The organism is Tabrizicola sp., assembly GCF_016792905.1.
Classification (GTDB): domain Bacteria; phylum Pseudomonadota; class Alphaproteobacteria; order Rhodobacterales; family Rhodobacteraceae; genus Tabrizicola.
The window spans coordinates 1-26,343 of record NZ_JAEULP010000029.1 but is presented as its reverse complement, the minus strand read 5'-3'; the positions used below and the strand labels follow the sequence as shown (position 1 = coordinate 26,343).

Below are 26,343 nucleotides of genomic sequence, written 5' to 3'. Positions count from 1 at the left end.
CCCGGACGGGGTGTTGGGCGCTTTGCAAGCGGCGGTCCCCCCGCCCCCATCCCATCCCCACGCGGGGGAGGGGAGGTGCCCACTACCGAACGTCGTGATCGTGACCATGCCCTCAATCCCCCGCCGCGCGGCCACGCAGGGCAATGATGCCCCTTGGCCGGAACTGGATGAACAGGATGATGAACAGGATCATGTAGGTCTGGGCTGCCAGCGTGTTCGAGGGGTTGAAGAACTCGATCACCTTTTGCAGCCCGCCGATCATCGTCGCCCCGGCCAGCGTGCCCCAGATGTTGCCGACCCCGCCCACGACCACGGTCATGAAGCTTTGCACGATGTAGTCGGTGCCCAGCTCGGACGTGACCTTGGCGAAAAGCCCGATGGCGACCCCGGCGATCCCGGCGATGCCCGACCCGATGCCGAAGGTCAGCATGTTGATCCGGTCGGGGTTGATCCCCATGCTGGCCGCCATCGCCGGGTTCTGGGTCACGGCACGGACTTCAAGGCCAAGGCGCGTGCGCTTCATCAGCCAGAAGAAGACGCCCAGGAACAGAAGCGCCAGCACGAAGATCGCGATGCGGATGTAGCTGATCGAGACCACGTCGTTGATGGCAAGTGCCCCGTCGAGCCAGCCCGGTGCGGTCAGGGGCCGGGCCTGGGTGCCGAAGATGTTCTTCAAGAGTTGTTGCAAGGCGATGGAGATGCCGAACGTTGCCAGCAGCGTTTCCAGCGGGCGTTTGTAGAGGTGGCGGATCACCAGCCGCTCCAGCGCCACGCCGGCGGCGAAGGTGACGGCAAAGGCCAGCGGCAGCGCGATCAGGATCGAGGCGGTGTAGTCCGGAACGTAGAGCTGGACGACATAGCCGGTATAGGCGCCCATGGTGATGAACTCGCCATGCGCCATGTTGATCACGCCCATGACGCCAAAGGTGATGGCAAGGCCGATGGCGGCAAGGAAGTAGATCGAGGCGAGCGAGAGGGCATCGAGCCCAAGGTCCGCAGCCTGCATCGCGCCGACCTTGGTGTCGATCCGCGCCAGCGCGGCCTCGGCGGCGTCGGTCACGGCGGGGGCGGGTTCGGCGTAGATTTCGTAGAACTTGGCCGAAGCCAGCGCCGCCTTGGCCTCGTCATCCGTGGCGGCGGCGGGGACGGCTCCGCTGGCCTCCAGCGCGGTATAGGCGCGGTCGCGGGCATCCTGGCTTCCCAGTTCGACGACCGGCACGCCGCCCACGGCCCCGTCCTTCAGGTTCGCCAGCAGGGCCGCCCGCTGTTCCTCAAGCGTCAGGCGCGCAGGGGCAAGCTTCGCCGCGACCAGAAGACCATAGGCCTCGTCCTCGGGGATGTCGGTGCCAAGGCGCAACTCGCGGGCGATGTTGGCCTCTGGCGGTGTGGCCGAAGCGACGCGCGTCGTTGCCACCAGCGGGTTCAGCGCCCCGCGCAGGTCAAGGCCAAGGTCGGCACCGAAGCTGTCGATGGCGGCCACGCGCGCCGCGCTGTCGGGATCGAAGCGCAGGGTCAGCAGGCGCTCCAGCCGCTGCTTCTGGGCCTTCAGGGCGGGATCATCCTCGGTGGCAATCGCCGCGCGCAGGGGCTCCAGCGCCTCGGCGGTCGGGTCCTGCGCGATGGAGGCGAGCGCGGCCCGTCGCTTTTCGGGATCGGGGTCCGACAAGGTGAACTGCACCAGCGCGGTCGCGATCAACGCGCGCACCCCGGCGTTGGGTTTCAACTCGGTGAGGTCGGCCTTGGCGGCGCGTCCGGCGGCTGTCCCGTCAAGGGCGGTCAGGGCGAAACCGTCGCCGTCGGGCGCGGCAATGAACATCGCCCCGTCCGTCTTGCGGATCACCAGCCGCTTGTCTTCCCAGGCGGAAAGGATGTCGTCGGCCATCGGGTCGCCACTGGCCGCCAGCGCGGCGATCACCGGGCCGATGGTCTGGCGCGAGGGCTTTTCGATCTGGTCGCGATGTTCGGCCACGATCCGCGCCGCCTCCTGCGCAAGACTCGGAAGGGGCGCAAGCCAGCAAAGGGCCGCGACAAGAAGGGCGGTCAGGCGCATGGATGATCCGGGGGAAAGGGGGGGGGGTGAGGGAGGGGGTTGCCCCTCCCTCCGGTCACGTCAGTAGTTCGAGGTCAGCTGGACGCAGGTCTTCGTCTCTTTGTTGTACATCCCGCATTTCAGGTCCTTCCAGTCGGCTTCCAGCACCGCCGATTCCGGAAGGAAGTCGGTCCAGGCGTCGCCGGGCACGGGTTCCGTCTGGCTGATGATGTCGAACTGGCCGTCGGCGCGGATCTCGCCGATCAGGACAGGCTTCGTAAGGTGGTGGTTCGCCAGCATTTCCGCCGTGCCGCCGGTGAGGTTGGGGAATTTCTGCCCGATCATCGCATCGGAAACCGCGTCAACCTCGGTGGTTCCAGCGGCGGTGACCGCGTTCACCCACATGTTGAAGCCGATGTAATGCGCTTCCATCGGGTCGTTGGTGACGCGCTTGTCGTCCTTGATGAAGGCTTTCCAGGCGGCGATGAAGGCGGCGTTTTCCGGGGTATCGGCCGACATGAAGTAGTTCCACGCCGCCAGGTGCCCGACAAGGTTCGAGGTGTCGAGCCCCGACAGTTCCTCCTCGCCGACCGAGAAGGCGACGACCGGCAGCTTGTCCGCCGTGACGCCAGCAGCCGCCAGTTCCTTGTAGAAGCCGATGTTGGCATCGCCGTTGATGGTCGAGATGACGCCGACCTTCTTGCCGTCTGCCCCAAGCGCCACCACGTCGCCCACGATCTTCGACCAGTCGGAATGGCCGAACGGGGTGTAGTTGACGAAGATGTCTTCCTTCGGAATGCCCTTCGAGATGAGGTAAGCCTCCAGGATGTTGTTCGTGGTGCGCGGATAGACATAGTCGGTGCCCAGAAGCGCGAATTTCTGCACGCCAAGCTCTTCCAGGTAATAGTCCACCGCCGGGATCGCCTGCTGGTTCGGCGCGGCGCCGGTGTAGAAGACGTTCTTCGACGATTCCTCGCCTTCGTACTGCACCGGGTAGAACAGAAGCCCGTTCAGCTCCTCGATCACCGGCAGGACAGACTTGCGGGAGACCGAAGTCCAGCAGCCGAACATCACGTCCACCTTGTCCACCGTCAGCAGTTCCCGCGCCTTTTCCGCGAAGAGCGGCCAGTCCGAGGCAGGGTCGACGACCACGGCTTCCAGCTGCTTGCCCAGAAGCCCGCCCTTGGCGTTCTGCTGTTCGATCAGCATCAGCATCGTGTCTTTCAGCGTGGTCTCGGAAATCGCCATGGTTCCCGACAGCGAATGCAGCACGCCGACCTTGATCGTCTCGCCTTCGGCGAAGGCGAAGCGCGGCAGGGTCATCGCGGCAGCGGCGGCGGCACTGGTCAGCAGCGTGCGTCTGGTGAGTTTCATCTGGTCTATCCCCTGTGTCATGGCCACGGCTGGCCCGGGCATGGTTGGCTGTTTGGGCCTTGGCAGCGGCCTTGGCATGGAACAGGAAAGCCGCGCGGCATCGGGGCGCATAGCGCGACGGTGCCCTCGTCTACGCCATTGCGCTCCTTCGGCTGAAATTTGGGCGGCGTTGATTGCTGCGACGCAGAAAACGGGCATTCTGCGGATGCAAAGGAGCTTGCGATGCTTGGCAGCGACCCGCAGAGAAGGCAGCGGGCGGAAGGGTCCTGCCCCTCCGCCCGCCGGATTTGCCGTGAGTCGGAGGTCAGGCCGCGTCAGGCCGCAGGCGCAGGCCGCCGTGCTTCACGATGAAGTCCACCACCTCCTGCACGCCCTTGCCGTGGCGAAGTTGCGCCATGACATAGGGACGGGTACCGCGCGCCCGGGCGGTGTCGGCTTCCAGAAGCACCGGGTCGACGCCGACATGCGGGGCGAGGTCGGTCTTGTTCACCACCAGCAAGTCAGACTTCGTCACTCCCGGTCCGCGCTTCCGGGGAATGTCCTGCCCGGCGGCGGTGTCGATGACGTAGATCGTCAGGTCGGCGAGTTCGGGAGAGAAGGTGGCGGCAAGGTTGTCGCCCCCGCTTTCGATCAGGATCAGGTCCAGGTCGGGGAAGGCTGTGTTCAGATCGGCGACGGCGGCGAGGTTGATGCTGGCATCCTCGCGGATCGCGGTATGCGGGCAGCCGCCGGTCTCCACCCCCCGGATGCGCGCCGCGGGCAGGACCTGCGCCCGGACCAGCGCTTCGGCATCCTCGCGGGTGTAGATGTCGTTGGTGATCACCGCCATCGACAGGCGGGGGCCAAGGGCACGGGCGAGTTTCTCGGTCAGGGTGGTCTTGCCCGCGCCGACAGGTCCGCCGATGCCGACGCGGAGGGGGCCATGCGTTGTCATGTGCGGAAGATCCTTACATCTATGGTTTCATGCTGGAAGGCGGCAAGGTCGGCTGCAAGTGCGCAACTCCCCAGGTCATCCAGGGTGGAGGTTGCCGCGCGGCTGCCAAGCGTTTCGATGTCGGGCAAGAGGCGGGAAAGGCTGCCTTGCCCCTCGGTCTGGCCAAGGGGGACGTGGCGCGTGGCGATGGTGCAGAGGTTTCCCGCAAAGCTGTGCAGGTAAAGTTGCGCCACTTGCGCGGGCGGCAGGCCCAGCGGGGTCGCCGCCTCTCCTGCCGCGACGGGCAGCAGGCGCTGGGGCAGGGGTCGCCGGGTCAGCGCCCCGACCGTTCGGGCCAAAGCCGCGCCCTGTTCGGCGCTTTCCTGCAAGCGTTCGGAAGAGGGTTGGAGCGCCCGCGCCAGGGCATCGAGCGCATCGTGGTCCGCGTCAGGCTGCAAGGCGGCGCGCAGGAGCACCGCATCCTGCCAACCCGCGCCATGGTGCAGGATGTTGCGCAGCCAGGCCTCGAAACTGGCCGCATTGGTCACGTCCCCTGCCGCGATAACACGTTCAAGCCCGTGACTGTATGCGAAGGCCCCGGTCGGAAAGGCGGGAGAGAGCCATTGCACGAGGGTCAGGAGCGCTGTCACCTTGCGCCCTTGGGCGGCCGGGGTGCGTGGAAATGCAGCTTGCCGTCGCCGTGATGGTGCCAGCCGAATTCCTCGGGCTTCGGTGTCTGGTGGGGGGGCGCCACCCCATCATCGCCGCCATGCGAATGCCCCATCGTCCGGCCATGGCCATAGGCGCCGCCCTCGGGCCTGAACGGCAGGTTTTCCCGCCGGATCGCGGCGCCAAGGCCCAGAAGCATCCGCTCCAGCACATGATCCTCGCGGATGACCAGGCGGTCGGGCAGGATCTGGCAGGGCGTGTGCCGGTTGCCGACATGCCAGGCAAGGCGGGTAAGGTCGCCGGTGATCACCAGCACAGCCTCGGGCGCGGGGATGATCTCGATGGTCATTCCATCGGCCTCGAACCCCCAGTAATCGTCCAGGTTGGTGACGCTGGCCAAGTCCACCAGAAACGACCGCCCGCCGTCGCTGGTCAGCAGTTTCCGCCGCATGAGCCGCTGGTCGTAGTCCAGCACGACCCGGTCATGGGCGACGGGAGGGGCGTGCTTGATCAGCCGAACGGTCATGACACGCCTTCAGAACAGGAAATACCGCTGGGCCAGCGGCAGCTCTTGCGCGGGGGCGCAGGTGATGACCTCGCCATCCGCCCGCACCTCGTAGGTCTCGGGGTCGACCTCGACCTTCGGTGTCGCATCGTTCAGCACCATGTCGCGCTTGCCGATCCCCCGCGTGCCTGCCACAGCGACGGTGTCCTTCGCGATTCCCAGGCGGCCCCGCAGATCATCCTCCTGCGCAGCCTTTGAAACAAACACCACCGCCGAGCGTTCGACCGCCCGCCCCAGCGCCCCGAACATCGGTCGCGAATACATCGGCTGCACCGGGATCGACCCGTTCGGGTCCCCCATCTGCGCCACGGTGATCATCCCGCCGATCAGCACCATCTCGGGCTTGGTGCCAAAAAAGGCAGGGTTCCACAGCACGAGGTCCGCACGCTTGCCCACCTCGACGCTGCCGATGTGCCGGCTGATCCCATGCACGATGGCGGGGTTGATCGTGTACTTGGCAATGTAGCGGCGGACCCGCAGGTTGTCGTTCTGCCCGACTTCCCCCGCCAGCCGCCCGCGCTGCTGCTTCATCTTGTGCGCCGTCTGCCAGGTCCGGGTGATCACCTCGCCCACCCGTCCCATCGCCTGGCTGTCCGACGAGATGACCGAGAAGGCCCCCATGTCGTGCAGCACATCCTCCGCCGCGATCGTCTCGCGCCGGATGCGGCTTTCGGCGAAGGCCACGTCCTCGGGGATGCGCTTGTCGAGGTGGTGGCAGACCATCAGCATGTCGAGATGCTCTTCCACCGTGTTCACCGTGTAGGGCATCGTCGGGTTGGTGGAGGAGGGCAGCACGTTCTGCCAGCCCACCACCTTCATGATGTCCGGCGCATGGCCGCCCCCCGCGCCCTCCGTATGGAACGCATGGATCGTGCGGCCCTTGAACGCCGCCAGAGTGTTCTCGACGAACCCGCTCTCGTTCAGCGTGTCGGTGTGGATCATCACCTGCACGTCCATCTGGTCCGCCACGCCCAGACAGCAGTCGATGGCGCCGGGGGTGGTCCCCCAGTCCTCATGCAGCTTCAACGCAGCCGCCCCGCCGCGCACCTGCTCCACCAGCCCCTCCGGCAAGGACGCATTCCCCTTCCCGGCAAAGGCCAGGTTCATCGGCAGGCTGTCCGCCGCCTGGATCATCCGCCCCAGATGCCACGGCCCCGGCGTGCAGGTGGTGGCCAGCGTCCCATGCGCCGGGCCGGTCCCGCCCCCCAGCATCGTGGTGATGCCGGAGTGCAGCGCATCCTCCACCTGTTGCGGGCAGATGAAGTGGATATGGCTATCCATCCCCCCGGCGGTCAGGATGCGCCCTTCGCCCGCGATGATCTCGGTCCCCGGTCCGATGATCGCGTCCACCCCTGCTTGCGTATCCGGGTTTCCCGCCTTGCCGATCACCGCGATCCGCCCGTCGCAGAGGCCCACGTCGGCCTTGTAGATGCCGGTATGGTCGATGATCAGCGCATTGGTGATCACCGTGTCCATCGCGCCTTGCGCCCGGGTCAGCTGGCTTTGCCCCATCCCGTCGCGGATCACCTTGCCGCCGCCGAACTTGACCTCCTCGCCATAGCGCAGCGCATTGGCCCGGCCCGAGGAGCGTTCGGCGATCAGGTCGCGCTCGACCTCGACGATCAGGTCGGTATCGCCCAGGCGCAGCCGGTCGCCCGTGGTCGGGCCATACATGCTGGCATAGGCCTGGCGGCTGATGGTGGCGGGCATCGGAACCTCTCAGGGCTTGCCGGGGCCGCGACGGACCAGGCGCTTGACGTTGGACGCGGTGCGGCGGCGGATCGGCTTCAGCGCCGCCTCGGCGATCAGGGCCGGGGGCTTGCCGGACAGGGCCGCCCGGGACGACGCCAGTGCCGCCTCCGCCAGCGCCGAGACCTTCTCCGAGGACATCCGCGCAGTCTCGGAACGGTGCACGTTCCAGAGCCCCCACATTCCCATCATCCGCATCCCGATCACCATCTGCGCCTGCATCAGCATGAAGCCGGTCTGCATCGACAGGCGCATCAGGTCGGCGGGGGTCGAAAACCGGCTCATTCCAGCGCCCCCATGACCTGCTGGTTGAAGCCATGCACCACCCGCGCCCCGCCATAGGGCACCAGCCGCACCTCGCGCGTCTGGCCGGGCTCGAAGCGCACCGCCGTTCCCGCCGGGATGTCCAGCCGCTGCCCCCGCGCCGCTGTCCGGTCGAAGGACAGCGCCGCGTTCGTCTCGGCGAAATGGTAGTGGCTGCCGACCTGCACCGGGCGGTCGCCGGTGTTTGCCACCATCAGCAGGGTGACGGGCAGGCCCGCGTTCAGCTCAATCTCGCCCTCGGCAGGGATGATTTCACCGGGGATCATCGGTCACACCACCACTAGGGCCAGACCCGCGACCGCCGCCCCTGCGCCAAGCCCGCGCAGCGCCAGCGCTGGCAGCCCGCGACCAAGCGCGATCCCGACCAGATGCAACGCCGCCGTCGCCCCGGCGAAGCCGAGCGCATAGAGGGCCAACCCCGTCGCAGGCCCCTCGGCCCCATGCGCCCAGCCATGCGCCCCGCCGAAGAGCGCCACCATCGCCACCAGTGCGGGCAGCGGCAGCGGGCAGGCCAGCGCCACCAGCACGCCCAGAATGACGATCGAGGCAAGGATCATCGGCTCCACCAACGGGAACGGAAGTCCCGCCGCGCCGACTGCACCGCCCAGAAGCATCGCCGTCACGAAGGTCACGGGCAGCGCCCAAAGCGCCCGCCCGGTCAGCTGCGCCGCCAGAAGGCCGACGGCGATCATGGCAAGGACATGGTCCAGACCGCCCACCGGATGCAATGCGCCCGCAAGGAACGTGCCGCTGTCGTGCAGGCCATGTGCCATCGCCGGAAGCGGGCAAAGGCTCAGCGCGGCGATCAGGATGCGTTTCATCGGGAACCTCTCAGCGGATCGGGTGGTGGACGGTGACAAGCTTGGTGCCGTCGGGAAAGGTCGCCTCGACCTGGACGGAATGGATCATCTCCGGGATGCCTTCCATGCACTGCGCGGCGGTTATGACATGCGCCCCGGCCTCCATCAGGTCGGCGACGGTGCGGCCGTCCCGCGCGCCTTCCACGACGAAGTCGGTGATCAGCGCCACCGCCTCGGGGTGGTTCAGCTTGACGCCGCGCCGAAGGCGGCCCCGGGCAACCATCGCCGCCACGCTGACCAGAAGCTTTTCGCGCTCACGAGGGGTCAGGTTCATCGCATGTCCTTACATCTGCCAGACGCGGGGCAGGGGGTCGTCGCGCAGCACCCCAAGCACCCGCAGGATCTGCCGTCTGAGCGGCCAGCCATCCGCCGCCATCAGCCGCAGCGTCAGCTTGCCGTCGAAACCCGAGGCGCCAGCACTGACGCCCGGCTCGTCCAGCACCGCCCGCAGCGCCGGAAGCCGGGCCTCTGCACCCTCGGCCACCAGCGCAAGGCTGGCAAAGGCCCGCGCACCCTGAAGAACCCCGATCCCGGCCAGCAACGCTGGGGTCGTCAGCATCAGTGGGTCGAACAGCACCGGCACTCCGTCCCGCGTGACCTTGCGCCGGTCGGTAAAGGACAACGTCCGCACAACCTCGCCCATCGCCGCCCGGCCCAGCACCACCGCCTCCAGAAGCAGGCAGGAAGCCCCGGCGGCCAGATGGACCTCGGTCGTCCGGGCAAGGGCGGAGCGATCGAACAGGATCGTTTCCTGCGGCAGCCAGTCCAGATGGGCGCCCGGGCCAAGATCGTGGCGCACCTCGACTTCTGCCACACCTTCGGTGCTGCGATAGGCGCGTTCGGCGGTCTGGGTGGTGGCCGCCACCCGGCAGCCTTCTCCCAGGGTCAGGGCGTATGAAAGCCGGTCGCCCCCCGTCATCCCGCCCGAGGTGTTCAGCAACACCACATCCGGCCCCCGCGACGCCGGATGGACGAACGCCTTGGCCGAACCCGACTGATGCAGGTTGGCCAGCCGGGTCCATTGCCCCGCGCGCCGGAACTCCAGGCGCGCGACGCCGTGGCTGCGTTCGAAGGTCTCGAGCGGGGCGGTAGACATGCATGCCTGCGTTGAATTGCCCCGCCTGCATAGCGCGCTGCCGCTGCGAAGGCCTCTGTCTTGGCACGCCGGGCGAAACTTGATGCGGGGCCGCCGGAACATCTGACTGAAAATAAGTCGATCCGCCCAATAATCGGGCGGCACCGGATTGAACCTAGATGCAGGATACCCGCCATGGAAGCCGCGGGAAATGCCTGTCCAGGCTCCAGGCTCGTTGATCGTCAGAGCCAGAGCATGACGGTAGCGGCGAGGTTGGCAGAGATGCAGCGTTTAAATGCGCTCCCCAGGAACAGCGGCACCATGCTGGTTCACGGAAGGGAATCACGCCTGTGTCACGCAACACCATGTGTCGCCAAGTCGAAGGGATGGATTGGAACCTCGCCCATGCGTGGCACGGTGGTCCGGTCCGCACGGCCAGAAAACTGTTCCGGAGTCGCGACGGCCCCGATGTCAGCATACGGATTTTTCGGGATTTTCTGAATTTGGTCGGAGCGAGAGGATTCGAACCTCCGACCCCCTGCTCCCGAAGCAGGTGCGCTACCAGACTGCGCTACGCTCCGACCTTGGGCGGGGGGTTATCCCGTCCCGTGGGGTTTGGCAAGGGGCGAAACGGCGGGCCTCAGGCCTGATCGCCGCCCCTTTCGAAACGCTTCAGCCAGCTTGAGATACGGGGGAAGGTGCCGATCTCCCACCGGGAGCGGTTTTCCAGCACGGGGCGGTTCTGGCTGACCGAGGGCGTGCCCTCGCGCAGGACGATGTAGATGCCCGAGGCGATGATCACGGCCGAGCCGACGGCTGTGTAGAAATCCACGCTTTCGCTGAAAAATAGCCAGCCGTAGATCGCGGCCCAGATGATCTGGGAGTACTGCATCGGGGCCACGATGACGGCAGGGGCGGTGCGATAGGCGGCGATGCTGCCAAGCGCGCCCAGGGTGCCGAGGAAGGCCATCACGGCGGTAAGCGCCAGATGCGTCACGGGCATGGGCTGGTAGACGAAGGGCATCAGCGCCCCGGTGGCGACGAAGGTCAGCACCATCGGGTAGAGCATCAGCACCACCGAGCGCTCGTCGCGCCCGATCTTGCGCACGATGATCGAGGAGAGCGAGCCGGTGGTGGCGGCGCCAAGTGCTGCAAGGTGGCCCAGCGAGAAGCTGTCGCCGCTGCCGGGCCGCAATACGATCAGCACGCCCAGAAGCCCGACGATGACCGCGATGCCGCGGCGGAGGCCGACCTTCTCGCCCAGCATGGGAATGGCCATCAGGGTGATGAAAAGCGGCATCGCAAAGAAGATCGCGTAGCAGGTGGCCATCGGCAGGACGGAAAAGGCGTAGAAGCCCATCGCGCCGGTCACGACCGCGCTGACAGTGCGGATCGCGGTCCACCAGGGATGGCGCGGGATGAGCGTGCCATCGCGGCGGTCGCTGAGGAGAAGGATCGTGACCAGCGGAAAGCCCATCAGCCCGGCGAAGAACATGGTCTGGAACGAGGAATAGTGACCGCCAAGAAATTTCACCACGACGTCATGCGTGGCATAGGCGGCAAAAGCGGCAAGCGAAAGAAGGGCGCCGCGCAGGGTGGGGGACATTCGTCAGGTTCCGGGGGCTGGGGGTGCCCAATAGAAGCACCCTGTTAGCGGCAACAATGTCGCGCGAAATGCCGGAAGGTGCAAGGCCCGCAGGACAGGTTTGCCGCAGTCATTCGGCGGCGGTCGGCCGGGCCCGGTCTTGCCGCAGGACGACCAGAAGTCCGGCTGCCGCGATGATCACCATGCCGATGGCCGTGGCCAGGGTCATCGGCTCGGCGAAGAACAGCGCGCCGAAGAGGGCGGCCCAGGCGATTTGCGAATATTGGGTCGGGGCCACGACGACGGGCGGTGCCGCGCGGTACGCCGCGAACATGAGAAGCGTGCCACCGAAGCCTCCGAGCGAGAGGATGCCCAAGGTGGCAAGGTCGTGGACCGGCATCGGCACATAGCGCCCCGGCAACAGAAGGAAGGCTGCCGCCGTCTGGCCCAGCACCGGATAGAGCAGCATGGGGACCGAGGATTCCGCGCCGCCGACCTTGCGGACGATCAGGTAATGCACGGCGGCCAGCACCACCCCGCCCACCGCCGCAAGATGGGCCAGATCGAAAGCGACCCGGCCAGGATTCAGCGCGACGATCACGCCGATCAGGCCGATCAGCACGGCTGCCCCGCCGGTCAGATCGACCCGGTCGCCCAGCACGGGCCAGGCCATGAGCGTCAGGATCAGGGGCAGGGTGAAGAAGATCGCATAGGCCTCGGCCAGCGGCATGGCGGTGAAGGCGTAAGTGACCAGAAGCCCGTTGCCGATCAGCGCCAGGGTCCGGATCGCCATCAGCCAGGGATGCACCGGGCGCAGCGTCACCGGAGCCTTCAGCCAGAGGAGCCCGATCAGCGGCAGGGTGAAGAGTCCCGCGAAGGCCATGATCTGCACCGGGTTGTAACTGCCACCCAGGAACTTGATCGTGGCATCCGCCATCGAGAAGAGGCCAAACCCCGCCAGTCCGAGAAGCACGCCTTTCAGGGGAGAGGACATCGGCGGCTCCTGCCGGGGAAGGAGGCCGGGGCGGGATGCCCCGGCGCCTTGGGATCAGAGGCTCGCGTCCAGCGCGGCGATGACCGCGTCGCCCATCTGGCTGGTGGAAACCGGGGTGCCGCCTTCGGGGCCCATCAGGTCGGCGGTGCGGACGCCATCGGCCAGCACCTTCTCGACCGCCTTCTCGACCCGCGTTGCGTCCTCGCCCATGTCGAACGAGTAGCGCAGCGCCATGGCGAAGCTCAGGATGCAGGCGATCGGGTTGGCCTTGCCCTGCCCCGCGATGTCGGGGGCCGAGCCGTGCACGGGTTCATACAGCGCCTTCGGACGGCCATTGGCCATCGGGGCGCCGAGGCTCGCCGAGGGCAACATGCCCAGCGAGCCGGTCAGCATGGCGGCCGCATCGGACAGAAGGTCGCCGAACAGGTTGTCGGTCACGATCACGTCGAACTGCTTGGGCCAGCGGCAAAGCTGCATCGCGCCCGCATCGGCGTACATGTGGCTAAGCTCCACATCCGGATAGTCGCGGTCGTGCACTTCCTGCACCACCTCGCGCCACAAGATGCCCGATTCCATGACGTTGGCCTTCTCCATCGAGCAGACCTTGTTGCTGCGCTTCCGGGCCAGCTCGAAGGCCGACTTCGCCACGCGGGCGATCTCGGATTCGGTGTAGCGCTGGGTGTTGATCCCCACCCGCTCGTTGCCTTCCTTGAAGATCCCGCGCGGTTCGCCGAAGTAGACGCCGCTCGTCAGTTCCCGGACGATGACGATGTCAAGGCCCGCCACCACCTCGCGCTTCAGGCTGGAGAAGTCGGCCAGCGCGTCGAAGCACTGCGCCGGGCGCAGGTTCGAAAACAGGTCCATCTCCTTGCGCAGACGCAGGAGGCCCCGTTCCGGTTTGACGGAAAAGTCCAGCTTGTCGTATTTCGGGCCACCCACGGCGCCCAGCAGCACGGCGTCCACCTCCTGCGCCTTGGCCATGGTGGCATCGGTCAGGGGCGTGCCGTGCGCGTCATAGGCGCAGCCGCCGACGAGGTCCTCCGACACGTCGAACCGGACGCCGCGCCTGGCCCCCATCCAGCCGATGATCTTCTTCACCTCGGCCATGACTTCGGGGCCGATGCCGTCGCCGGCAAGGATCAGGAGGGACGGGTTCGCCATGGGATTCTCCGCTGAAATGGGTCGTGGTGGCCCTAGCCCTTCGGCCCGAAAACTTCAAGCGGCGAAGGCGGCGGCGAGGGCATCCCAGACCCTGCGCAGTCGGGGCGACTGGCGCAGCTGCGGGGCCGCGGTCAGCCAGACGGGAAGGCTGGGCAGGTCGGTGATCAGGTCGATCCGTTCCAGCACCGGGTCCGCGTCGCCAGTCCGGCGTAACAGGCCGCCAAGCCCGCACCCCGCCCGGACCAGTTCGACATAGGTCAGCGGATCGTCGCAGCGCACGGGGAAGAAGCTGCGGTCGACGGTCACGCCCAAGCCGGCCATCACGCGGATCACCTGGTCCATCCGGTCCTGACCGACAAAGTCGAGCCGCAGGAGGTCATCAAGGGTGGCCGGGCGGCCCTTGCGGTCGAGATAGGCCTTCGCGGCGTAGAGGCCCAGCGGCAGGTCGGCGATGTGCCGGGCCACGAGGTCGCCCTGCGTGGGCCGGTACATGCGCAGCGCAATGTCCGCCTCGCCGAACAGGAGGTTCTCGGAGGTGTCCGACGGCACGAGGTCGATCTGGATGCCCGGCTCCTCGACCCGCAGGCGCGCAAGGATCGGCGGAAGGATCGCATGCGAGACGGCGCGGCTTGCAGTCAGGCGGATGCTGCCCTCGATGCCGGTCGCGCGCGCCCTTGCCGCCAGAACCAGCTCGGTGGCGGCGGCCTGCATGGCGCGGGCGGTGGGCAGCAGCGCCTGTCCCGCCTCGGTCAGCGCCTGGCCCTGCGCGGTGCGGGTAAAGAGTGCAACCTGAAGCGCGGCCTCGATGGCGTGGACATGGCGACCGAGCGTCGGCTGGCTGATCCCGGTCGCCCGCGCCGCGCCCGACAGCGACCCGGCCTCGGCCACGGCAAGGAAGGAACGGATCAGGGCCCAGTCAGGCATCTCCATTCGGTAATGAATAGGTGGTGCGTGATTTCATGCAATTCCCTTTGTGCCTGACAGGGTCGATATGTCGGGATGAAGGAGATCATCATGGCACAGACAGCACTGGTCCTTGGCGCCTCGGGCGGGTTCGGCGGGCAGGTGGCGCAGGCCCTGCAAGCGGCGGGATGGCGGGTGAACCGCTATCGGCGCGGGTCGGACATGGCCGCGGCGGCCAAGGGGGCGGACCTGATCGTCAACGGGCTGAACCCGCCCGGCTATCACAACTGGGCGCAACTGATCCCCGAGATCACCACCTCCGTCCTTGCCGCGGGCCGGGCCAGCGGGGCGACGCTCCTGGTTCCCGGCAACGTCTACCCCTACGGCATGGAACCCGCCCCCTGGGGCCCCGACACGCCGCATCGCCCGGTCAGCCGCAAGGGCCGCATCCGGGCCGAGATGGAGGCGCAGTATCGCGAGGCCGCCGGGCATGGCCAGCGCACGATCCTGCTGCGCGGCGGGGATTTCCTGTTGCCGGGGGCGCCACAGATGCTGATGAACCGGGTGATCCTGTCCAAGGTCGCCAAAGGCAGGATCACCGCGCTGGGCGATCCCGATGCGCTGCACGCCTACGCCTACCTGCCCGACATGGCGCGGGCGGCGGTGGCGTTGGCCTCCCTGGGTGATGCGCTGCCACCCTACGCGGACATTCCCTTTGCCGGTCACGCCTTTTCGATTGCCGATCTGGCGGCACGGGTCGAGCGCCTGTCCGGGCGGTCGATGCGGGTGAAGCGCTTCCCGCTCTGGATTTTCACTGTCACCAGCCCGTTCTGGGAACTGGCCCGGGAACTGCGCGAGATGCTGTATCTTTCAAGCTTTCCGCACAGTCTTGACCCCGGCCCGCTGCACCACTGGCTGCCCGGCTGGCAGGATACGCCATTGGACGAGGTGATCCTGCGGCACCTTCAGATGCTGGGGCTTCAGGGCAGGGTAACGTCGACCCAGACCGGAAAGTGATGCGAGGCGGCCCTGAGGTCGGGCAACAGCGGGTCGGCTTCTGCGGGCCAGAGGACGCCCGCACCGGCGACCTCAAGCCCGGTCGAGGGCAGCACATAGTCCAGCCGCAACCCGCCGAGGTCGGGGTAAAGCACGGTATCAAGGCGTGGGTCGCCGATCTGGCCGGGGTCGGACCGATCTTGCCCGCCCATCGGTGCGGGATCCTGCACGCCGGGATGCGACAGGAGGGCCGCTATCCCGTCGCGCAACCCGTCGCCATCGGCAGGATCGAGATTGCCGTCGCCCAAAAGCACGAAGGGCCCCTCCGGCGGGGGAATCGGCAGCGCGCCGTCGAGGAACAGGCGCCAGAACGCCGCCTCGTCATGGTTGCGGCGCCCGTTGCGGTCCTCCGGCCCGTCGAACACCGGGGGCGTTGCGTGCCAGGCCAGAAGGTGCAGCGGGCCGCCCTCTGTCAGCAACGGCACATCCCAAAATCCGGTCGTGGCCAGCCGTTGCACGGCAGCAAGGTCGGGCGGGTCGCTGCCAAGCCCTCCCGGCAGGTCGCGCCAGAGAAAGCCCGAGAAGTCCCGCGCTCCGGCCTCGTCCAGCGGCAGGCGCGACAGGATCGCCATTCCGCCATTGCCCGAGAACAGTCCGAATCCCTGGGCGTCGCGCGGATCGCCGCGGCGCCCGTTGCCGTCGACGTCGAAGCCGGTCTGCATCCCGGTGTTCGGACGGAAAGCGAAGCGATGCGGATAGTCCAGCCCCGCAGCCGCCAGCCTGTCGGCCAGAAGCTCCAGCGCCACCCCGCCCCGGTCATAGTCGACCGCGGTCAGGAGAATCACATCGGCGTCGAGCGCAGCCAGGACCCGCAAGACCGCGAGGGTTTGCGGATCGGTGCCTTCGGCCAGGTCGCGGACCAGAAGGCCGGGCCCGCTGCGGTCCAGCCCGGCGTTCCAGGTGGCAATGCGCAGGGTATCGGCGCAGGTCGGCGTCGCGGCAAGGAGGACCGGAGCGAGAAGGCGCGCGAGGTCAGAGATCGTCGTCCTCGTCATCGTCGTGATCCAGCTTCGACGGCTCGATCGCGCCAAGGACGGCCAGCTTTGCCGCACGCTTGATGCGGATCATGTCCGCGATCCGCGCCATGGCGACCGCCCGCATGATCAGCGCCGCCGGCATGTAGGCCCAAAGCGCCATCGCCCAGATCAGCGTCTGCGGCGAGGTCAGCGTTTCGGCCGGGACGCCCGAGGTCAAGAGCGCCACGGCAGCCGGGATGACGAAGGGCAAGAGGAACCCGACCGCAAGGTTCATGTGCGAATCGCGGACCAGCCGGTCGACCACGTCGCCCCCTGCCGTCGGCTCGAAGGTCGGCAGGTTCACCCAGACGTTGAACGCGCTTTTCGTCGAAGGCCAGCCCACCAGCTTCAGCACGATGACGAACAGCGCCAGCGAGAAGAGCGAGATCAGGTAAGCCGTCGCCGCGGCGATCTTGACCTGGACGATCTGCGCGGCGGTGGCGCTGTCATCCAGCATGTAGCTGGCCAGCCGCACCGGCGAGTAGGGGAAGTCGAGCGAGGCGCCGATCACGAGCCCGATCGCGTGGAAGAAGCGCGAAACCGTCGTCGATGCCTCAAGATCGGCGACGATCGAGGACAGAACCACCACGATGGTCAGCATCATCAGGTAGCGAATGCGGTTGTAGGGCGCCCCGTCGCGAAACTCGATCAGGCTGGGGTAGACGGCATTGTATTCGAAGAACACCAGCGCCCCGCCGAACAGCGCCAGAAGGGCGACGATCTGCTTGGTGTCGGTGCCGATCCCGGGCAGGATCACCGAGGGAGCCACGATCAGGATCATCACCAGGAAGGCGCGCACCGCCGCCGCCATCGCCCGCGACAGCCAGGTCCGTGCCCAGCCGTCGGTCGAGATTACCGCTGTCAGCCGCAACTTGCTGCGCAGTGCCTCGATCCATGCGGTTCCGTTTGCCACAATTCCGCCCAATTCCGCACCGATTCCAGTAATCTCTCTCAGGTTGTGCTTATCTAGCCGAAGCTTTGTGGCCATTTGAGGGTCAGTCTTGGCCGAATGGGCGGCGTCGTGCAGAATCTCCGCACAATCCAAGGCCTTCGCCCCCGACGCGTCAGCTTTCGCGGAACGCGCGGGTGAAGTAGTCGGTGAAGGGCTTGACCAGATAGGCGAGAGGCGAGCGCCGTCCCGTCTGCAGAAACACCTCGACCGGCATGCCGGGCAAGAGCGAGCGGTCGCCAAGGCGGGCGCGTTCGCCGTCGGTCAGTTCCACTTCCGCGGTGTAATAGGTCGCGCCGGTCTGCGGGTCGCTCAGCGCGTCCGCCGACACCCGGGTGACACGACCCATCAGATGCGGCGTGTCGCGCGCCGAGAAAGCGGACAGCACCAGTTCGGCCGGCTGGCCGACCTCCACCTCGTCGATATGGATCGGCGCGATCCGGGCGGTGATGACCAGGGGGCGGTCCTGCGGGATGACGTAAAGCACGGGCTCGGCCGGACGGAGGACGGATTGCGGCGTGGTGACTTGCAGGCCAAGTACGATCCCGGCGACCGGGGCGCGGATTTCCAGCCGCTGGATGCGCTCCTGCAAGGCCCGCCGCCGCTCGGCCAGTTCCAGGATGGTCGGACCGATCTGGCGAAGCTCGGTCGTCGCCTCTTCGCGGCGACGGGTTTCCAGGCTGGAAATCTCGATCTCGATCTCGGTGACCTGGCCTTCGGTCCGGGCGAATTCCGCTTCAAGCTCACCGATCTGGCCCTGCAGCCGGGCCTGTTCCCGTTGCAGCGAAAGGACGGTGCCTGCCTGGGCAAGCCCCTTGTCCAGAAGGCTTTGCTGCGACGCAAGCTCTTGTTCGATAAGATCAAGCTGCGTACCAAGCGCGCTCCTCTGTGCGGCGATTCCGTTCGATTGTGCGGTGATCTGGTCGATGCGTTGCGACAACAGGTCCCGCTGTTCGGCAAGTGTTGCCGCGCGGGCCGCGAACAGGCGACGCTGACCGTCAAGCTGGGCGGCCACTTCGGACCATGTCCCGGCGCTGGCAAGGATGTCCGGCGGGAAGTCCAGCGTCGTGAGGCCATCGCGCTCTGCCGTGAGCCGCGCCGATCGCGCAGTCATTTCGGAAAGCTGCCCCTCGACGATGGTCAGTTCCGAGCGCAGGGCCGACCCGTCCAGCCGCAGGAGCGGCTGCCCGGCGGCGACGCTCTCGCCCTCGCTGACCAGGATTTCGGCGACCACCCCGCCGTCCGGGTGCTGGACGACCTGGCGGTCACGCTCGACCTCGATCTGGCCCTGCGCAACGATGGCGCCCGAAATCCGGGTCAGCGTCGCCCAGAGGCCGAAACCGAGGACAAGCGCCAGGGTGGCAAGCACGCCCAGCGCGACAGGCCTGCGGATCGACAGCACGGGGCCGCTCATGCCACGCCTCCCGGGGCCGCGGAACGGGTGATGTCGCCCGCGTTGCGGACCGTTTCGCGCAGCACGCTGTCGCGCGGACCGAAAGCTGCGGTAGCCCCCTCGTTCATCACGAGGAGGAGATCGCATTCCTGGATCGCCGCCGGCCGGTGCGCCATGATCAGGACCGAGGCCCCGCGCGCCTTGGCCGTGCGGATCGCCTGGTTCAGCGCCGCCGATCCGTCGTTGTCGAGGTTCGAGTTCGGCTCGTCCAGGATCAGGATCACCGGGTCGCCGAACAGCGCGCGCGCCAGGCCGATGCGCTGGATCTGCCCACCGGACAGACGGTTGCCCATGGTGGCGACCGGGGTGTCATAGCCAGCGGGCAGGCGCAGGATCATCTCATGCGCTGCCGCCGCCTTTGCCGCTGCCACGATCCGCCCCGGGTCTGCACCAGCCTGCAGGCGGGCTATGTTCTCGGCAATGGTACCGTCGAACAGGCTGACGCGCTGTGGCAGATAGCCGATGTACCCGCCCAGGACATCGGGATCGTACTGGTCGAGCGTGGCCCCATCCAGCCGGATGCTTCCCGCCGCGGGGCGCCAGACGCCGGTCAACGCGCGCGCCAGCGAAGACTTGCCCGACCCCGACGGCCCGATCACGCCCATGGCCTGCCCCGGTGGCAGGCTGAACGACAGCCCGCGCAAGACCGGCGCGGCCCCGCCCGGCGGCACGACGGTCAGGCCCTGCACGTCCAGCAGCGCCTTCGGTCGCGGCAGTTCGGTGCGCACGGCGGGCCGGGGAGAGCTGGTCAGAAGCTCGGCCAGCCGCACCCTGGCCTGGCGCGCGCGCGTCACCACGGGCCATTGCCCCACGGCCTGCTCGACCGGTTGCAGCGCGCGGCCCATCAGGATCGAGGCGGCGATCATCGCCCCCGCCGACAACTCCTGCCGCAGCACCAGCCAGGCGGCCAGGCCCAGCATCGCCGACTGCAGGAACAGCCGGAACGTCTTGATCATCACCGAATAGCGCCCGGACGCATCCGACGCGATCAGCCCCGCCTCGATCGACGTGTCCCGCCGCAGTTTCAGCCGGGTGAAGGCGGCACCGGTCATTCCCAGGGCCTGGATCAGCTCGGATTCCGATTTCAGGTTTTCGGCCTGCCGGTCCGCGGCCAACGCGGCAAGGTTGGCGGTCTGCAAGGGTCTATCGGTGCTGGTCTGGTTCAGCCAGCTCAGTCCGACGATCACGAGCCCGCCCCCCAGCGCCAGATAGCCGAGCCAGGGGTGGAATATGAAGATCGCTGCCGCGAAGAACGGCGCCCAGGGCGCGTCAAAGATCGCCAGAAGCACCGGCGAGGCCCAGAACCTTGCAATCGCGTCCAGGTCCTTCTGTGCGGCCAGCGCGGGCATGTCCTGCGGCGCGACGGTCAGGCGCCGGAAGGCTGCGGACAGCACCCGTGCATCCAGCTTTTCCTGCAACCGTGCCCCGACGCGGGCCATGATCCGGCCCCTTGCATGGTCCAGCACGCCCATGACCAGGAACATGAATGCCATCAGCAGGGTCAGCGCGAGGAGGGTCTCTTCCGAGCGCGACACCAGCACCCGGTCATAGACCTGGAGCATGTACAGGGGTGCGGTCAGCGTCAGCAGATTGACGAAGGCAGAGAAGACGAAGGCCACCGCAACGGCCTGGCGCGAGGCCCCCCGCGCGGCGGCAAGTTCGGACAGGCCGGCGCGGCTGTCGGCAGTTTTCGTCGCGGGTTCGGCCATCGGTCCTTCCTTGGCGTCTTCCTGCCATGCGCGGCGCATCTGCCACGCTTGCCCGTTGTGTTGGGCAAGTCGGGGTTCTATGCCTTGCCAACGCCCGTGCAAGACTATCGTAAGCGGCGTAGTGGGCGGACAGTAGGGACATGGGTCTGAAGATTCCATTGATTTCCGGGCAGGGAGCGCGAATTCCGGCAGTCGTGCTGGCGGCGGGTTTCGTCGCGGCCTGCGCGGGCACCCCCGACGCCAACGGGATCAACGACCCGTTCGAACCCACCAACCGCAAGATCCACGGCTTCAACAAGGGCGTGGACCGGATGTTCGTCGGCCCGGCCTCGAAAGGCTACGGCGTGGTGCCCGAGCCGCTGAAGCTTGCGGTCGGCAACGTGGCCGACACGCTCGACCTGCCCGGCGATATCGTCAACAATCTCCTGCAGTTGCGTCTCAGGGACGCCGGCCAGAACTCGCTGCGCCTGTTTGTGAACGTGACGGCCGGAATGGGTGGCCTGTTCGACATCGCTGGGGATACCGGGCTTCACGGCAAACCCACCGATTTCGGCGAGACGCTGCATGTCTGGGGCATCGGCGAAGGTCCCTACATGGAATTGCCGCTGGCCGGTCCGTCGACCGCGCGCGACACGGTCGGCATGCTCGCCGACATCGCGCTGAATCCGGTCCGGCTGGCCCTGCCGACGAAAGAGGCGAATGCCGCGACGATCATCCAGCTGTTCTCACGGCTTGGTGATCGCGACCGCTTCTCGGAGACGGTGGATTCAATCCTATATGAAAGCGCGGACAGCTATGCTCAGGCGCGGCTCCTGTACCTGCAGAACCGCCGGTTCGAGCTGGGACAGTCGCCGGGCGGAGCCGACACCAGGGACGACGGTTTCATCGATCCCTATGCCGACGCCGCAAGCGCGGATGCCCCAAGCGACGACGGCTTCATCGACCCCTACGAGGACCCCTATGCCCAGTGACATGATCCTTTCCCGCCGCGCCCTGATGGCTGGCCTCGCAACCGCGACCGCGTTGGCGGCGTTGCCGCAGGCCGCTGCCGCGCTGACGGCGGATGCCGCGAAGTCACTGGTCGACAAGACGGTCGGCGACATCAATTCGATCATCAACTCGGGCAGGTCCGAAGGCGCGATGCTGAAGGATTTCGAAAAGCTCTTCGCCCGCTATGCCGACGTCCCCGCCATCGCGCGGTCGGTCCTCGGCACGGCGGCACGCTCCGCCTCCAAGGCGCAGCTTTCGGCCTATACCAAGGCCTTCCAGGGCTACATCAGCCGCAAGTACGGCCGCCGCTTCCGCGAATTCATCGGCGGGCGGATCGAGGTGTCGGATGCCCACGCGCTGAAGAGCTACTTCGAGGTGATCTCGACCGCCTACATGACCGGCGAGAGCCCGTTCGAGGTGCGCTGGCATGTGTCCGACAAGTCGGGCAAGAGCCTGTTCTTCAACATCATCATCGAGGGCGTGAACATGCTGGCTTCGGAACGCACCGAAATGGGCGCGCTCCTCGACCAGCGCGGCGGCGACCTTGACCGGCTGATCGCCGACCTGAAGACGCTCTGACAGCGGGCGCGCGATCAGAAGCGGAAGTTCATGCCCAGCCGAAGCTGCGTGAAGCTGGTGTCGACGTAGAACCCGTTCGCGGCAGGCAGAGCGCCATCGTCATAGCGCGTCCGGCCAAGGTCGACGTAAATCACATCGGCTTTCAGGCTGGTCCGTTCATTGATCTGGAACTCGGCCCCGACCCCGGCGGTCCAGCCAGTCTCCGCCTGTGTGCCGATATCCAGAAACGCCGCGCCCGGGATCGAGGCCTCGACCCCACCCGCGGCCAGCCCGGCAGTGCCATAGATCAGCATATTGCCGCGAGTGATCCCGACCCGGCCCCGCAAGGTGGCAAGCCAGGTGAGGCTCGTCCGGCAGGGTCCGGGAACACAGTTGAATCCGTTGTGGAAACCGATCGCCTGGTCGCCGGAGATGTCTGTCGCCGATACATCGCCTTCGACCCCATAGACGAAGTCCCCCGCGCCCGGGGCGAAGTTGTGGCCCAGAGTCAGCCCGAATGACCCCCCCGAAATCCCCGGCCCGCCCGTATCAGCGCCATTGTTGAGATGGGCTGACTCCCCGTTGGCAAGACCGAGAGTGACGCCGCCGTAGGTTCCGGTCCAGTCCGTTGCCGTCAGGCCCTGTGCCGAGGCCAAGCCCGCGACCAGGCAAAGGGCGAATGCTGCTGCAAGAATTCGCAAGGCAAGCTCCTTCTGTTCAAGTTACAGTTGAAAATCACTCTTCCTGAATATGATCCCTGTGTCCCGCAGAGTAAAGTTTTCCTGAAGCCGCTGTCTAGCGAGGCACCCTGATCCCCAGCTTCTCCAGTGCCGCAAGCGCCTCCTGCGCCTGGGCACCGGACAGGTTCACGGATTGCCCACCGCCGAAGCTGACGCGCGGACCTAGCCAGCTGTTGATCGCCTCCACCGTCCGGGCCGGGCCCGAGCCACTGGTCGAATAGGGCGTGACCGGCACCTGCCCGGTCGCTCCGGCGAACTGCATGATCGCCCGATAGGTGGTGCCGGAATTGTTCGACCGGCCGGCGGCAAGGCTCGCTCCTTGAAGATCGGCAAGCGGGTAGCTGGTTTCGCCCCGGCCAAGTATCCCCCGACTGGCCACCGTCACCTTCCCCGAAGGCCGGTCAAAGGTCAGTCGCCGCGTCTTGATCAGGAACACCGCAACCAGAAGCGGAATGACCGAGGCATAGCCAAGCACGTTCATCCCCGGTGCCTTCGGAACCGCCGACAGGCCCGGCATCGCGGGCACTCCCATCAAGCTGGTGATGGCCGGAAGAAACAACCGCATCCCGAAGCCGAGACCGAAGAACAGAAGAAACAGGCCGACGCACATCACCATCAGCGCGACGGGCCGGATTTCCAGCACAAGCCGGTCAGAGGTTTGTTCCACAACGCGCATGGCACTCTCCGCCGAAGGACGAAACCCTGGGTGGAAGGCTATGCCTGATGCGGCAGTCCGGCAAGCGCGGCGTCAGTTGTTCCCGCCCAGCATACCGTCCAGCAATTGATCGACGAGATCGCCCTTGCCGGGCGCGTCCGTCACCCGCCCTTCCGGCACTGCGCCGGGCGGCGGGGGGCCGTCATACACCGGGATGGATTCGCCTGTCTCCGGGTCAATGTAGACATCATCGTAGGTCGGCGCGTTCGGATCGTCGAAATAGGGGACGTCCTCGGCCGCGATGGCGCCTTCGCCGGTGCCGGTGCCGACCGGGGCATAGGTGGAATCGGGGATCTCCTTGACCAGCGGCTTGGCGGGCAGGCCCTCGTTGATCCGCACCATGACCTCGTGCCAGATTTCAGCCGGCAGGCCCCCGCCGGTGACGCCGGTCAAGGGGCGGTTGTCGTCATAGCCCATCCACACGCCAACCACATAATCCGCCGTGAAGCCGACGAACCAGGCATCCCTTGCGCTGGTCGTCGTGCCGGTCTTGCCCGCGGCCTCGCGGTCGTCCAGTCGCGCCCGGCCCCCGGTGCCGGAGTTCAGCACTTCGGTCATCATGTAGGTCAGGGCGTGGGCGGCCTTCTCGCTGATCACCCGCTCGCCGATGCCACCGCCCGCGCCGAACAGGGGTTCATCCATCCCCTTCAGCTTCAGCGCGTTCAGGCCATAGGGCGTGACCGACGAGCCGCCGTTCAGGATGCCCGCGAAGGCGCCGGTCATGTCGATCAGCGTGGATTCCGACACACCAAGCGCCAATGCGGGACCATCGGCGAAGTTCTGCGCCAGGCCGAAGTCGGTCGCGACCTGCTTCACCAGGTCGCGGCCCACCGCTTCCGACACCCGCACCGCCGGGATGTTGCGGCTTTCGGCCAGCGCTTGAGTCAGGGTGATCTGGCCCTTGAACTGCTTGTCGTAATTCTGCGGGCACCAGTCGCCCGAACCTGCCGTGTAGATGCATAGGGGCGTGTCCTCGACCAGGTCCATCGGGCTCATGCCCAGATCCATCGCCGCCGCATAGATGAAGGGCTTGAAGGTGGACCCCGTCTGCCGCAGCGCCTGTGTTGCGCGGTTGAAGTCGCCCGCGTTCGGCACGTCACGTCCGCCGACCATGGCGCGCACAGCGCCGTCCGCGCTCATCACCACGATGGCGGCCTGCGACTTGGAGCCTGCCTTGACCTTGTTCTCGAAGATCCAGGCCAGCGCCTCCTCGGCCTTCTTCTGGATGTCCTGGTCCAGCGTCGTCTCGATGATCACGTCTTCCGTCGTGTCGCGCGCCAGATAGTCTGGGGTTGTCTCCATCACCCAGTCGGCGAAATAGCCGCCCGACTTCTGCTTCGCCGCCTTCGACAGCACCGCCGGATTGGCCAGCGCATCCTCGGCCTCGGCCTTGGTGATGTAGCCCTGTTCCAGCATCAGCCCGATCACCACCGCCGCCCGGTTCCGTGCGCGTTCCATGCTGGCCGTGGGCGCATAGGTGGAGGGCGCCTTCAAGAGCCCCGCCAGCATCGCGGCCTCGGGCAGGGTCACATCCTTGGCCGACTTGCCGAAATAGCGCTGCGCCGCCGCCTCGAAGCCCCGTGCCCCCGCGCCCAGATAGGCCCGGTTGAAATAGATCGTCAGGATCTCTTCCTTGGAATACTTCGCCTCCATCGCCATGGCGAAGGGCACTTCCTTGATCTTCCGCCACATCCCGCCCTGACGGCAGTCCTTTTCGTAGTCGGCCTCCGATTTCCAGACCTTCGGGTCCCACTCCACCCCAAGGCACAGAAGCTTGGCCGTCTGCTGGGTGATCGTCGACCCGCCGTTGCCCTCGAACGCCCCCCGGCCTTCCGACAGGTTGATCCGGATCGCCGATGCAATCCCGCGCGGAGAAATCCCGAAATGCCAGTAGAACCGCTTGTCCTCGGTCGCCACCACCGCATCGTGCAGATAGGGCGAGACGCTGTCCGCCGTCACCATGCCGCCGAAGGTTTCCCCCCGCCAGGCGAAGACCTCGCCATTGCGGTCGAGCATCGTGACCGACCCCCGCGCGCGGCCGTCGATCAGGTCGGTGACTTCGGGAAGCTGGGCGTAGAAATACCAGATCACGCCCGCCAGCACCAAGGCGCCGATGGCCGCCCCGCGCCAGGCGATGCCCCAGACCACCCGCCAGATCGCCACGATCAGCCCCACGACCAGGCCATGCTGTCGCCGGGGCTTCGCCGCGCGTGTTCGCCTGCGGGGCGCGCGCGGCTCTTTCGGCGGTGCAGGCTTCCTGGGCCCACCAGCGGGCGCACCAGCGCGCAAGGAAGGATACCGTCTGTCCGCCACAAGGGGGCCGCGCCCCCGGTCTTTCGCTGCCATGCCTGCTCTGCCACTCGTGACACGTTGTCGGTGGGGGCCGGTTCCAGCCCGTTTGGCGGCGACAATAGACCGGATTCGCCGGAATGCGAAGTCGGGCCAGTGACGATTCGCATTGCGCCGCCGCTCAATAATTAGGCATCTGCCCCGCGAAGTGCAAAAATTGTGCACTTGTCGCCCGGTTCCACCGCTCTGCCCCCGACCATTCCTTGTGCAAGCGCAGCATTCGCCCGCCTCATCCCTGTCGAAGGGCCTGCGCCCGGAAAGCATGGAAAGAGGGGAAACAGGTGAAGCTCATCATTGCAGCAATCAAGCCGTTCAAGCTCGACGAGGTTCGCGAGGCGCTGACCGCCATCGGCGTGAGGGGCATGATGGTGACAGAGATCAAGGGGTTCGGCAGCCAGTCCGGACACACCGAAATCTACCGGGGCGCCGAGTATGCCGTGAACTTCGTGCCGAAGGTCCGGCTTGAGATCGTCGTGGCCGATTCCCTGTCCGACCAGGTCGTGGCGACCATTCAGAAGACCGCCAGGACCGACAAGATCGGCGACGGAAAGATCTTCGTCCTGGACGTTGAACATGCCGTGCGTGTGCGCACCGGCGAAACCGATGA

General features: G+C 66.8%; 26 protein-coding genes and 1 tRNA gene. 4 read left to right on the top strand and 23 right to left on the bottom strand.

Going from position 1 to position 26,343, the window contains the following annotated elements:
• Positions 1-112: 112 nt before the first annotated feature.
• The 16 genes from urtB to JNL31_RS06070 all read right to left on the bottom strand — a co-directional run bounded on the left by urtB (position 113) and on the right by JNL31_RS06070 (position 14,222).
• Entirely contained in the window at positions 113-2,050 is a 1,938-nt protein-coding gene (urtB, locus tag JNL31_RS06145; protein ID WP_294971158.1) for an urea ABC transporter permease subunit UrtB, read from the bottom strand.
• Positions 2,051-2,110: 60 nt separating this feature from the next.
• Positions 2,111-3,403, bottom strand: a complete 1,293-nt coding sequence (gene urtA, locus JNL31_RS06140; RefSeq protein WP_294971155.1) for an urea ABC transporter substrate-binding protein — start codon at positions 3,401-3,403, stop codon at positions 2,111-2,113.
• Positions 3,404-3,707: 304 nt separating this feature from the next.
• Entirely contained in the window at positions 3,708-4,337 is a 630-nt protein-coding gene (gene ureG / locus JNL31_RS06135; protein ID WP_294971153.1) for an urease accessory protein UreG, read from the bottom strand.
• The gene (locus JNL31_RS06130; protein WP_294971150.1) at positions 4,334-4,966 is read right to left on the bottom strand and encodes an urease accessory UreF family protein; all 633 of its coding nucleotides are present in this window, start codon (positions 4,964-4,966) and stop codon (positions 4,334-4,336) included. Before JNL31_RS06130 ends, ureG begins: the two co-directional genes overlap by 4 nt.
• Positions 4,963-5,511, bottom strand: coding sequence for an urease accessory protein UreE (locus tag JNL31_RS06125; RefSeq protein WP_294971148.1), 549 nt, complete (start codon positions 5,509-5,511; stop codon positions 4,963-4,965). Before JNL31_RS06125 ends, JNL31_RS06130 begins: the two co-directional genes overlap by 4 nt.
• 9 nt (positions 5,512-5,520) lie before the next feature.
• Positions 5,521-7,260, bottom strand: coding sequence for an urease subunit alpha (ureC, locus tag JNL31_RS06120; RefSeq protein ID WP_294971146.1), 1,740 nt, complete (start codon positions 7,258-7,260; stop codon positions 5,521-5,523).
• Positions 7,261-7,269: 9 nt separating this feature from the next.
• Positions 7,270-7,584, bottom strand: a complete 315-nt coding sequence (locus JNL31_RS06115) for an antifreeze protein (RefSeq protein ID WP_294971143.1) — start codon at positions 7,582-7,584, stop codon at positions 7,270-7,272.
• Positions 7,581-7,889 (bottom strand): urease subunit beta, encoded by a 309-nt coding sequence (locus JNL31_RS06110; RefSeq protein ID WP_294971141.1) that lies wholly within the window; start codon positions 7,887-7,889, stop codon positions 7,581-7,583. Before JNL31_RS06110 ends, JNL31_RS06115 begins: the two co-directional genes overlap by 4 nt.
• A gap of 3 nt (positions 7,890-7,892) precedes the next feature.
• Positions 7,893-8,444 carry a HupE/UreJ family protein gene (locus JNL31_RS06105; RefSeq protein ID WP_294971138.1) on the bottom strand — a complete coding sequence of 184 codons (552 nt, stop codon included), beginning with the start codon at positions 8,442-8,444 and terminating at the stop codon, positions 7,893-7,895.
• A gap of 10 nt (positions 8,445-8,454) precedes the next feature.
• On the bottom strand, positions 8,455-8,757 hold the full coding sequence (locus JNL31_RS06100; RefSeq protein WP_294971137.1) for an urease subunit gamma: 303 nt from the start codon (positions 8,755-8,757) through the stop codon (positions 8,455-8,457).
• 9 nt (positions 8,758-8,766) lie between these two features.
• Entirely contained in the window at positions 8,767-9,579 is an 813-nt protein-coding gene (locus tag JNL31_RS06095; RefSeq protein ID WP_294971135.1) for an urease accessory protein UreD, read from the bottom strand.
• 483 nt (positions 9,580-10,062) lie between these two features.
• Positions 10,063-10,139: transfer RNA gene (locus JNL31_RS06090), tRNA-Pro, on the bottom strand.
• Between the two features lie 59 nt (positions 10,140-10,198).
• A complete protein-coding gene (locus JNL31_RS06085) occupies positions 10,199-11,164 on the bottom strand; it encodes a DMT family transporter (RefSeq protein WP_294971131.1) in 966 nt (321 codons plus the stop codon).
• A 109-nt stretch (positions 11,165-11,273) separates the two neighbouring features.
• Positions 11,274-12,137: a DMT family transporter gene (locus JNL31_RS06080; RefSeq protein WP_294971128.1), complete on the bottom strand. Its 864-nt coding sequence runs from the start codon at positions 12,135-12,137 to the stop codon at positions 11,274-11,276.
• Positions 12,138-12,191: 54 nt separating this feature from the next.
• Positions 12,192-13,298 carry a 3-isopropylmalate dehydrogenase gene (gene leuB / locus JNL31_RS06075; protein WP_294971126.1) on the bottom strand — a complete coding sequence of 369 codons (1,107 nt, stop codon included), beginning with the start codon at positions 13,296-13,298 and terminating at the stop codon, positions 12,192-12,194.
• Positions 13,299-13,352: 54 nt separating this feature from the next.
• The gene (locus JNL31_RS06070; RefSeq protein WP_366928923.1) at positions 13,353-14,222 is read right to left on the bottom strand and encodes a LysR family transcriptional regulator; all 870 of its coding nucleotides are present in this window, start codon (positions 14,220-14,222) and stop codon (positions 13,353-13,355) included.
• A 90-nt stretch (positions 14,223-14,312) separates the two neighbouring features.
• Here JNL31_RS06070 and JNL31_RS06065 point away from each other — a divergent pair, with 90 nt between their 5' ends.
• The gene (locus tag JNL31_RS06065) at positions 14,313-15,218 is read left to right on the top strand and encodes an epimerase (protein ID WP_294971120.1); all 906 of its coding nucleotides are present in this window, start codon (positions 14,313-14,315) and stop codon (positions 15,216-15,218) included.
• On the opposite strand, the gene JNL31_RS06060 is transcribed toward JNL31_RS06065, so the two are convergent.
• From JNL31_RS06060 to JNL31_RS06045, 4 genes are all read right to left on the bottom strand, one after another.
• On the bottom strand, positions 15,182-16,252 hold the full coding sequence (locus JNL31_RS06060; RefSeq protein ID WP_294971117.1) for an endonuclease/exonuclease/phosphatase family protein: 1,071 nt from the start codon (positions 16,250-16,252) through the stop codon (positions 15,182-15,184). The genes JNL31_RS06065 and JNL31_RS06060 overlap by 37 nt on opposite strands.
• The gene (locus JNL31_RS06055) at positions 16,230-17,186 is read right to left on the bottom strand and encodes a hypothetical protein (RefSeq protein WP_294971114.1); all 957 of its coding nucleotides are present in this window, start codon (positions 17,184-17,186) and stop codon (positions 16,230-16,232) included. Before JNL31_RS06055 ends, JNL31_RS06060 begins: the two co-directional genes overlap by 23 nt.
• A 151-nt stretch (positions 17,187-17,337) precedes the next feature.
• Entirely contained in the window at positions 17,338-18,636 is a 1,299-nt protein-coding gene (locus JNL31_RS06050; protein WP_294971111.1) for an HlyD family type I secretion periplasmic adaptor subunit, read from the bottom strand.
• Positions 18,633-20,384: a type I secretion system permease/ATPase gene (locus tag JNL31_RS06045; RefSeq protein ID WP_294971189.1), complete on the bottom strand. Its 1,752-nt coding sequence runs from the start codon at positions 20,382-20,384 to the stop codon at positions 18,633-18,635. The genes JNL31_RS06050 and JNL31_RS06045 overlap by 4 nt, the downstream gene beginning before the upstream one ends.
• A 140-nt stretch (positions 20,385-20,524) precedes the next feature.
• Here JNL31_RS06045 and JNL31_RS06040 point away from each other — a divergent pair, with 140 nt between their 5' ends.
• Positions 20,525-21,355, top strand: coding sequence for a VacJ family lipoprotein (locus tag JNL31_RS06040; protein ID WP_294971108.1), 831 nt, complete (start codon positions 20,525-20,527; stop codon positions 21,353-21,355).
• Positions 21,345-21,953, top strand: coding sequence for a phospholipid-binding protein MlaC (locus JNL31_RS06035; RefSeq protein WP_294971105.1), 609 nt, complete (start codon positions 21,345-21,347; stop codon positions 21,951-21,953). Before JNL31_RS06040 ends, JNL31_RS06035 begins: the two co-directional genes overlap by 11 nt.
• Before the next feature lie 14 nt (positions 21,954-21,967).
• Here JNL31_RS06035 and JNL31_RS06030 read toward each other — a convergent pair whose 3' ends face one another.
• The 3 genes from JNL31_RS06030 to JNL31_RS06020 all read right to left on the bottom strand — a co-directional run bounded on the left by JNL31_RS06030 (position 21,968) and on the right by JNL31_RS06020 (position 25,733).
• Positions 21,968-22,633 (bottom strand): outer membrane beta-barrel protein, encoded by a 666-nt coding sequence (locus JNL31_RS06030; protein WP_294971103.1) that lies wholly within the window; start codon positions 22,631-22,633, stop codon positions 21,968-21,970.
• Positions 22,634-22,727: 94 nt separating this feature from the next.
• The gene (locus JNL31_RS06025; protein WP_294971100.1) at positions 22,728-23,348 is read right to left on the bottom strand and encodes a hypothetical protein; all 621 of its coding nucleotides are present in this window, start codon (positions 23,346-23,348) and stop codon (positions 22,728-22,730) included.
• Between the two features lie 72 nt (positions 23,349-23,420).
• Positions 23,421-25,733, bottom strand: a complete 2,313-nt coding sequence (locus tag JNL31_RS06020) for a transglycosylase domain-containing protein (RefSeq protein ID WP_294971097.1) — start codon at positions 25,731-25,733, stop codon at positions 23,421-23,423.
• Positions 25,734-26,017: 284 nt separating this feature from the next.
• On the opposite strand from JNL31_RS06020, the gene JNL31_RS06015 reads away from it, so the two are divergent.
• Positions 26,018-26,343, top strand: a 326-nt coding sequence (locus tag JNL31_RS06015) for a P-II family nitrogen regulator (protein WP_294971095.1), incomplete at its 3' end; no start/stop codon positions are given.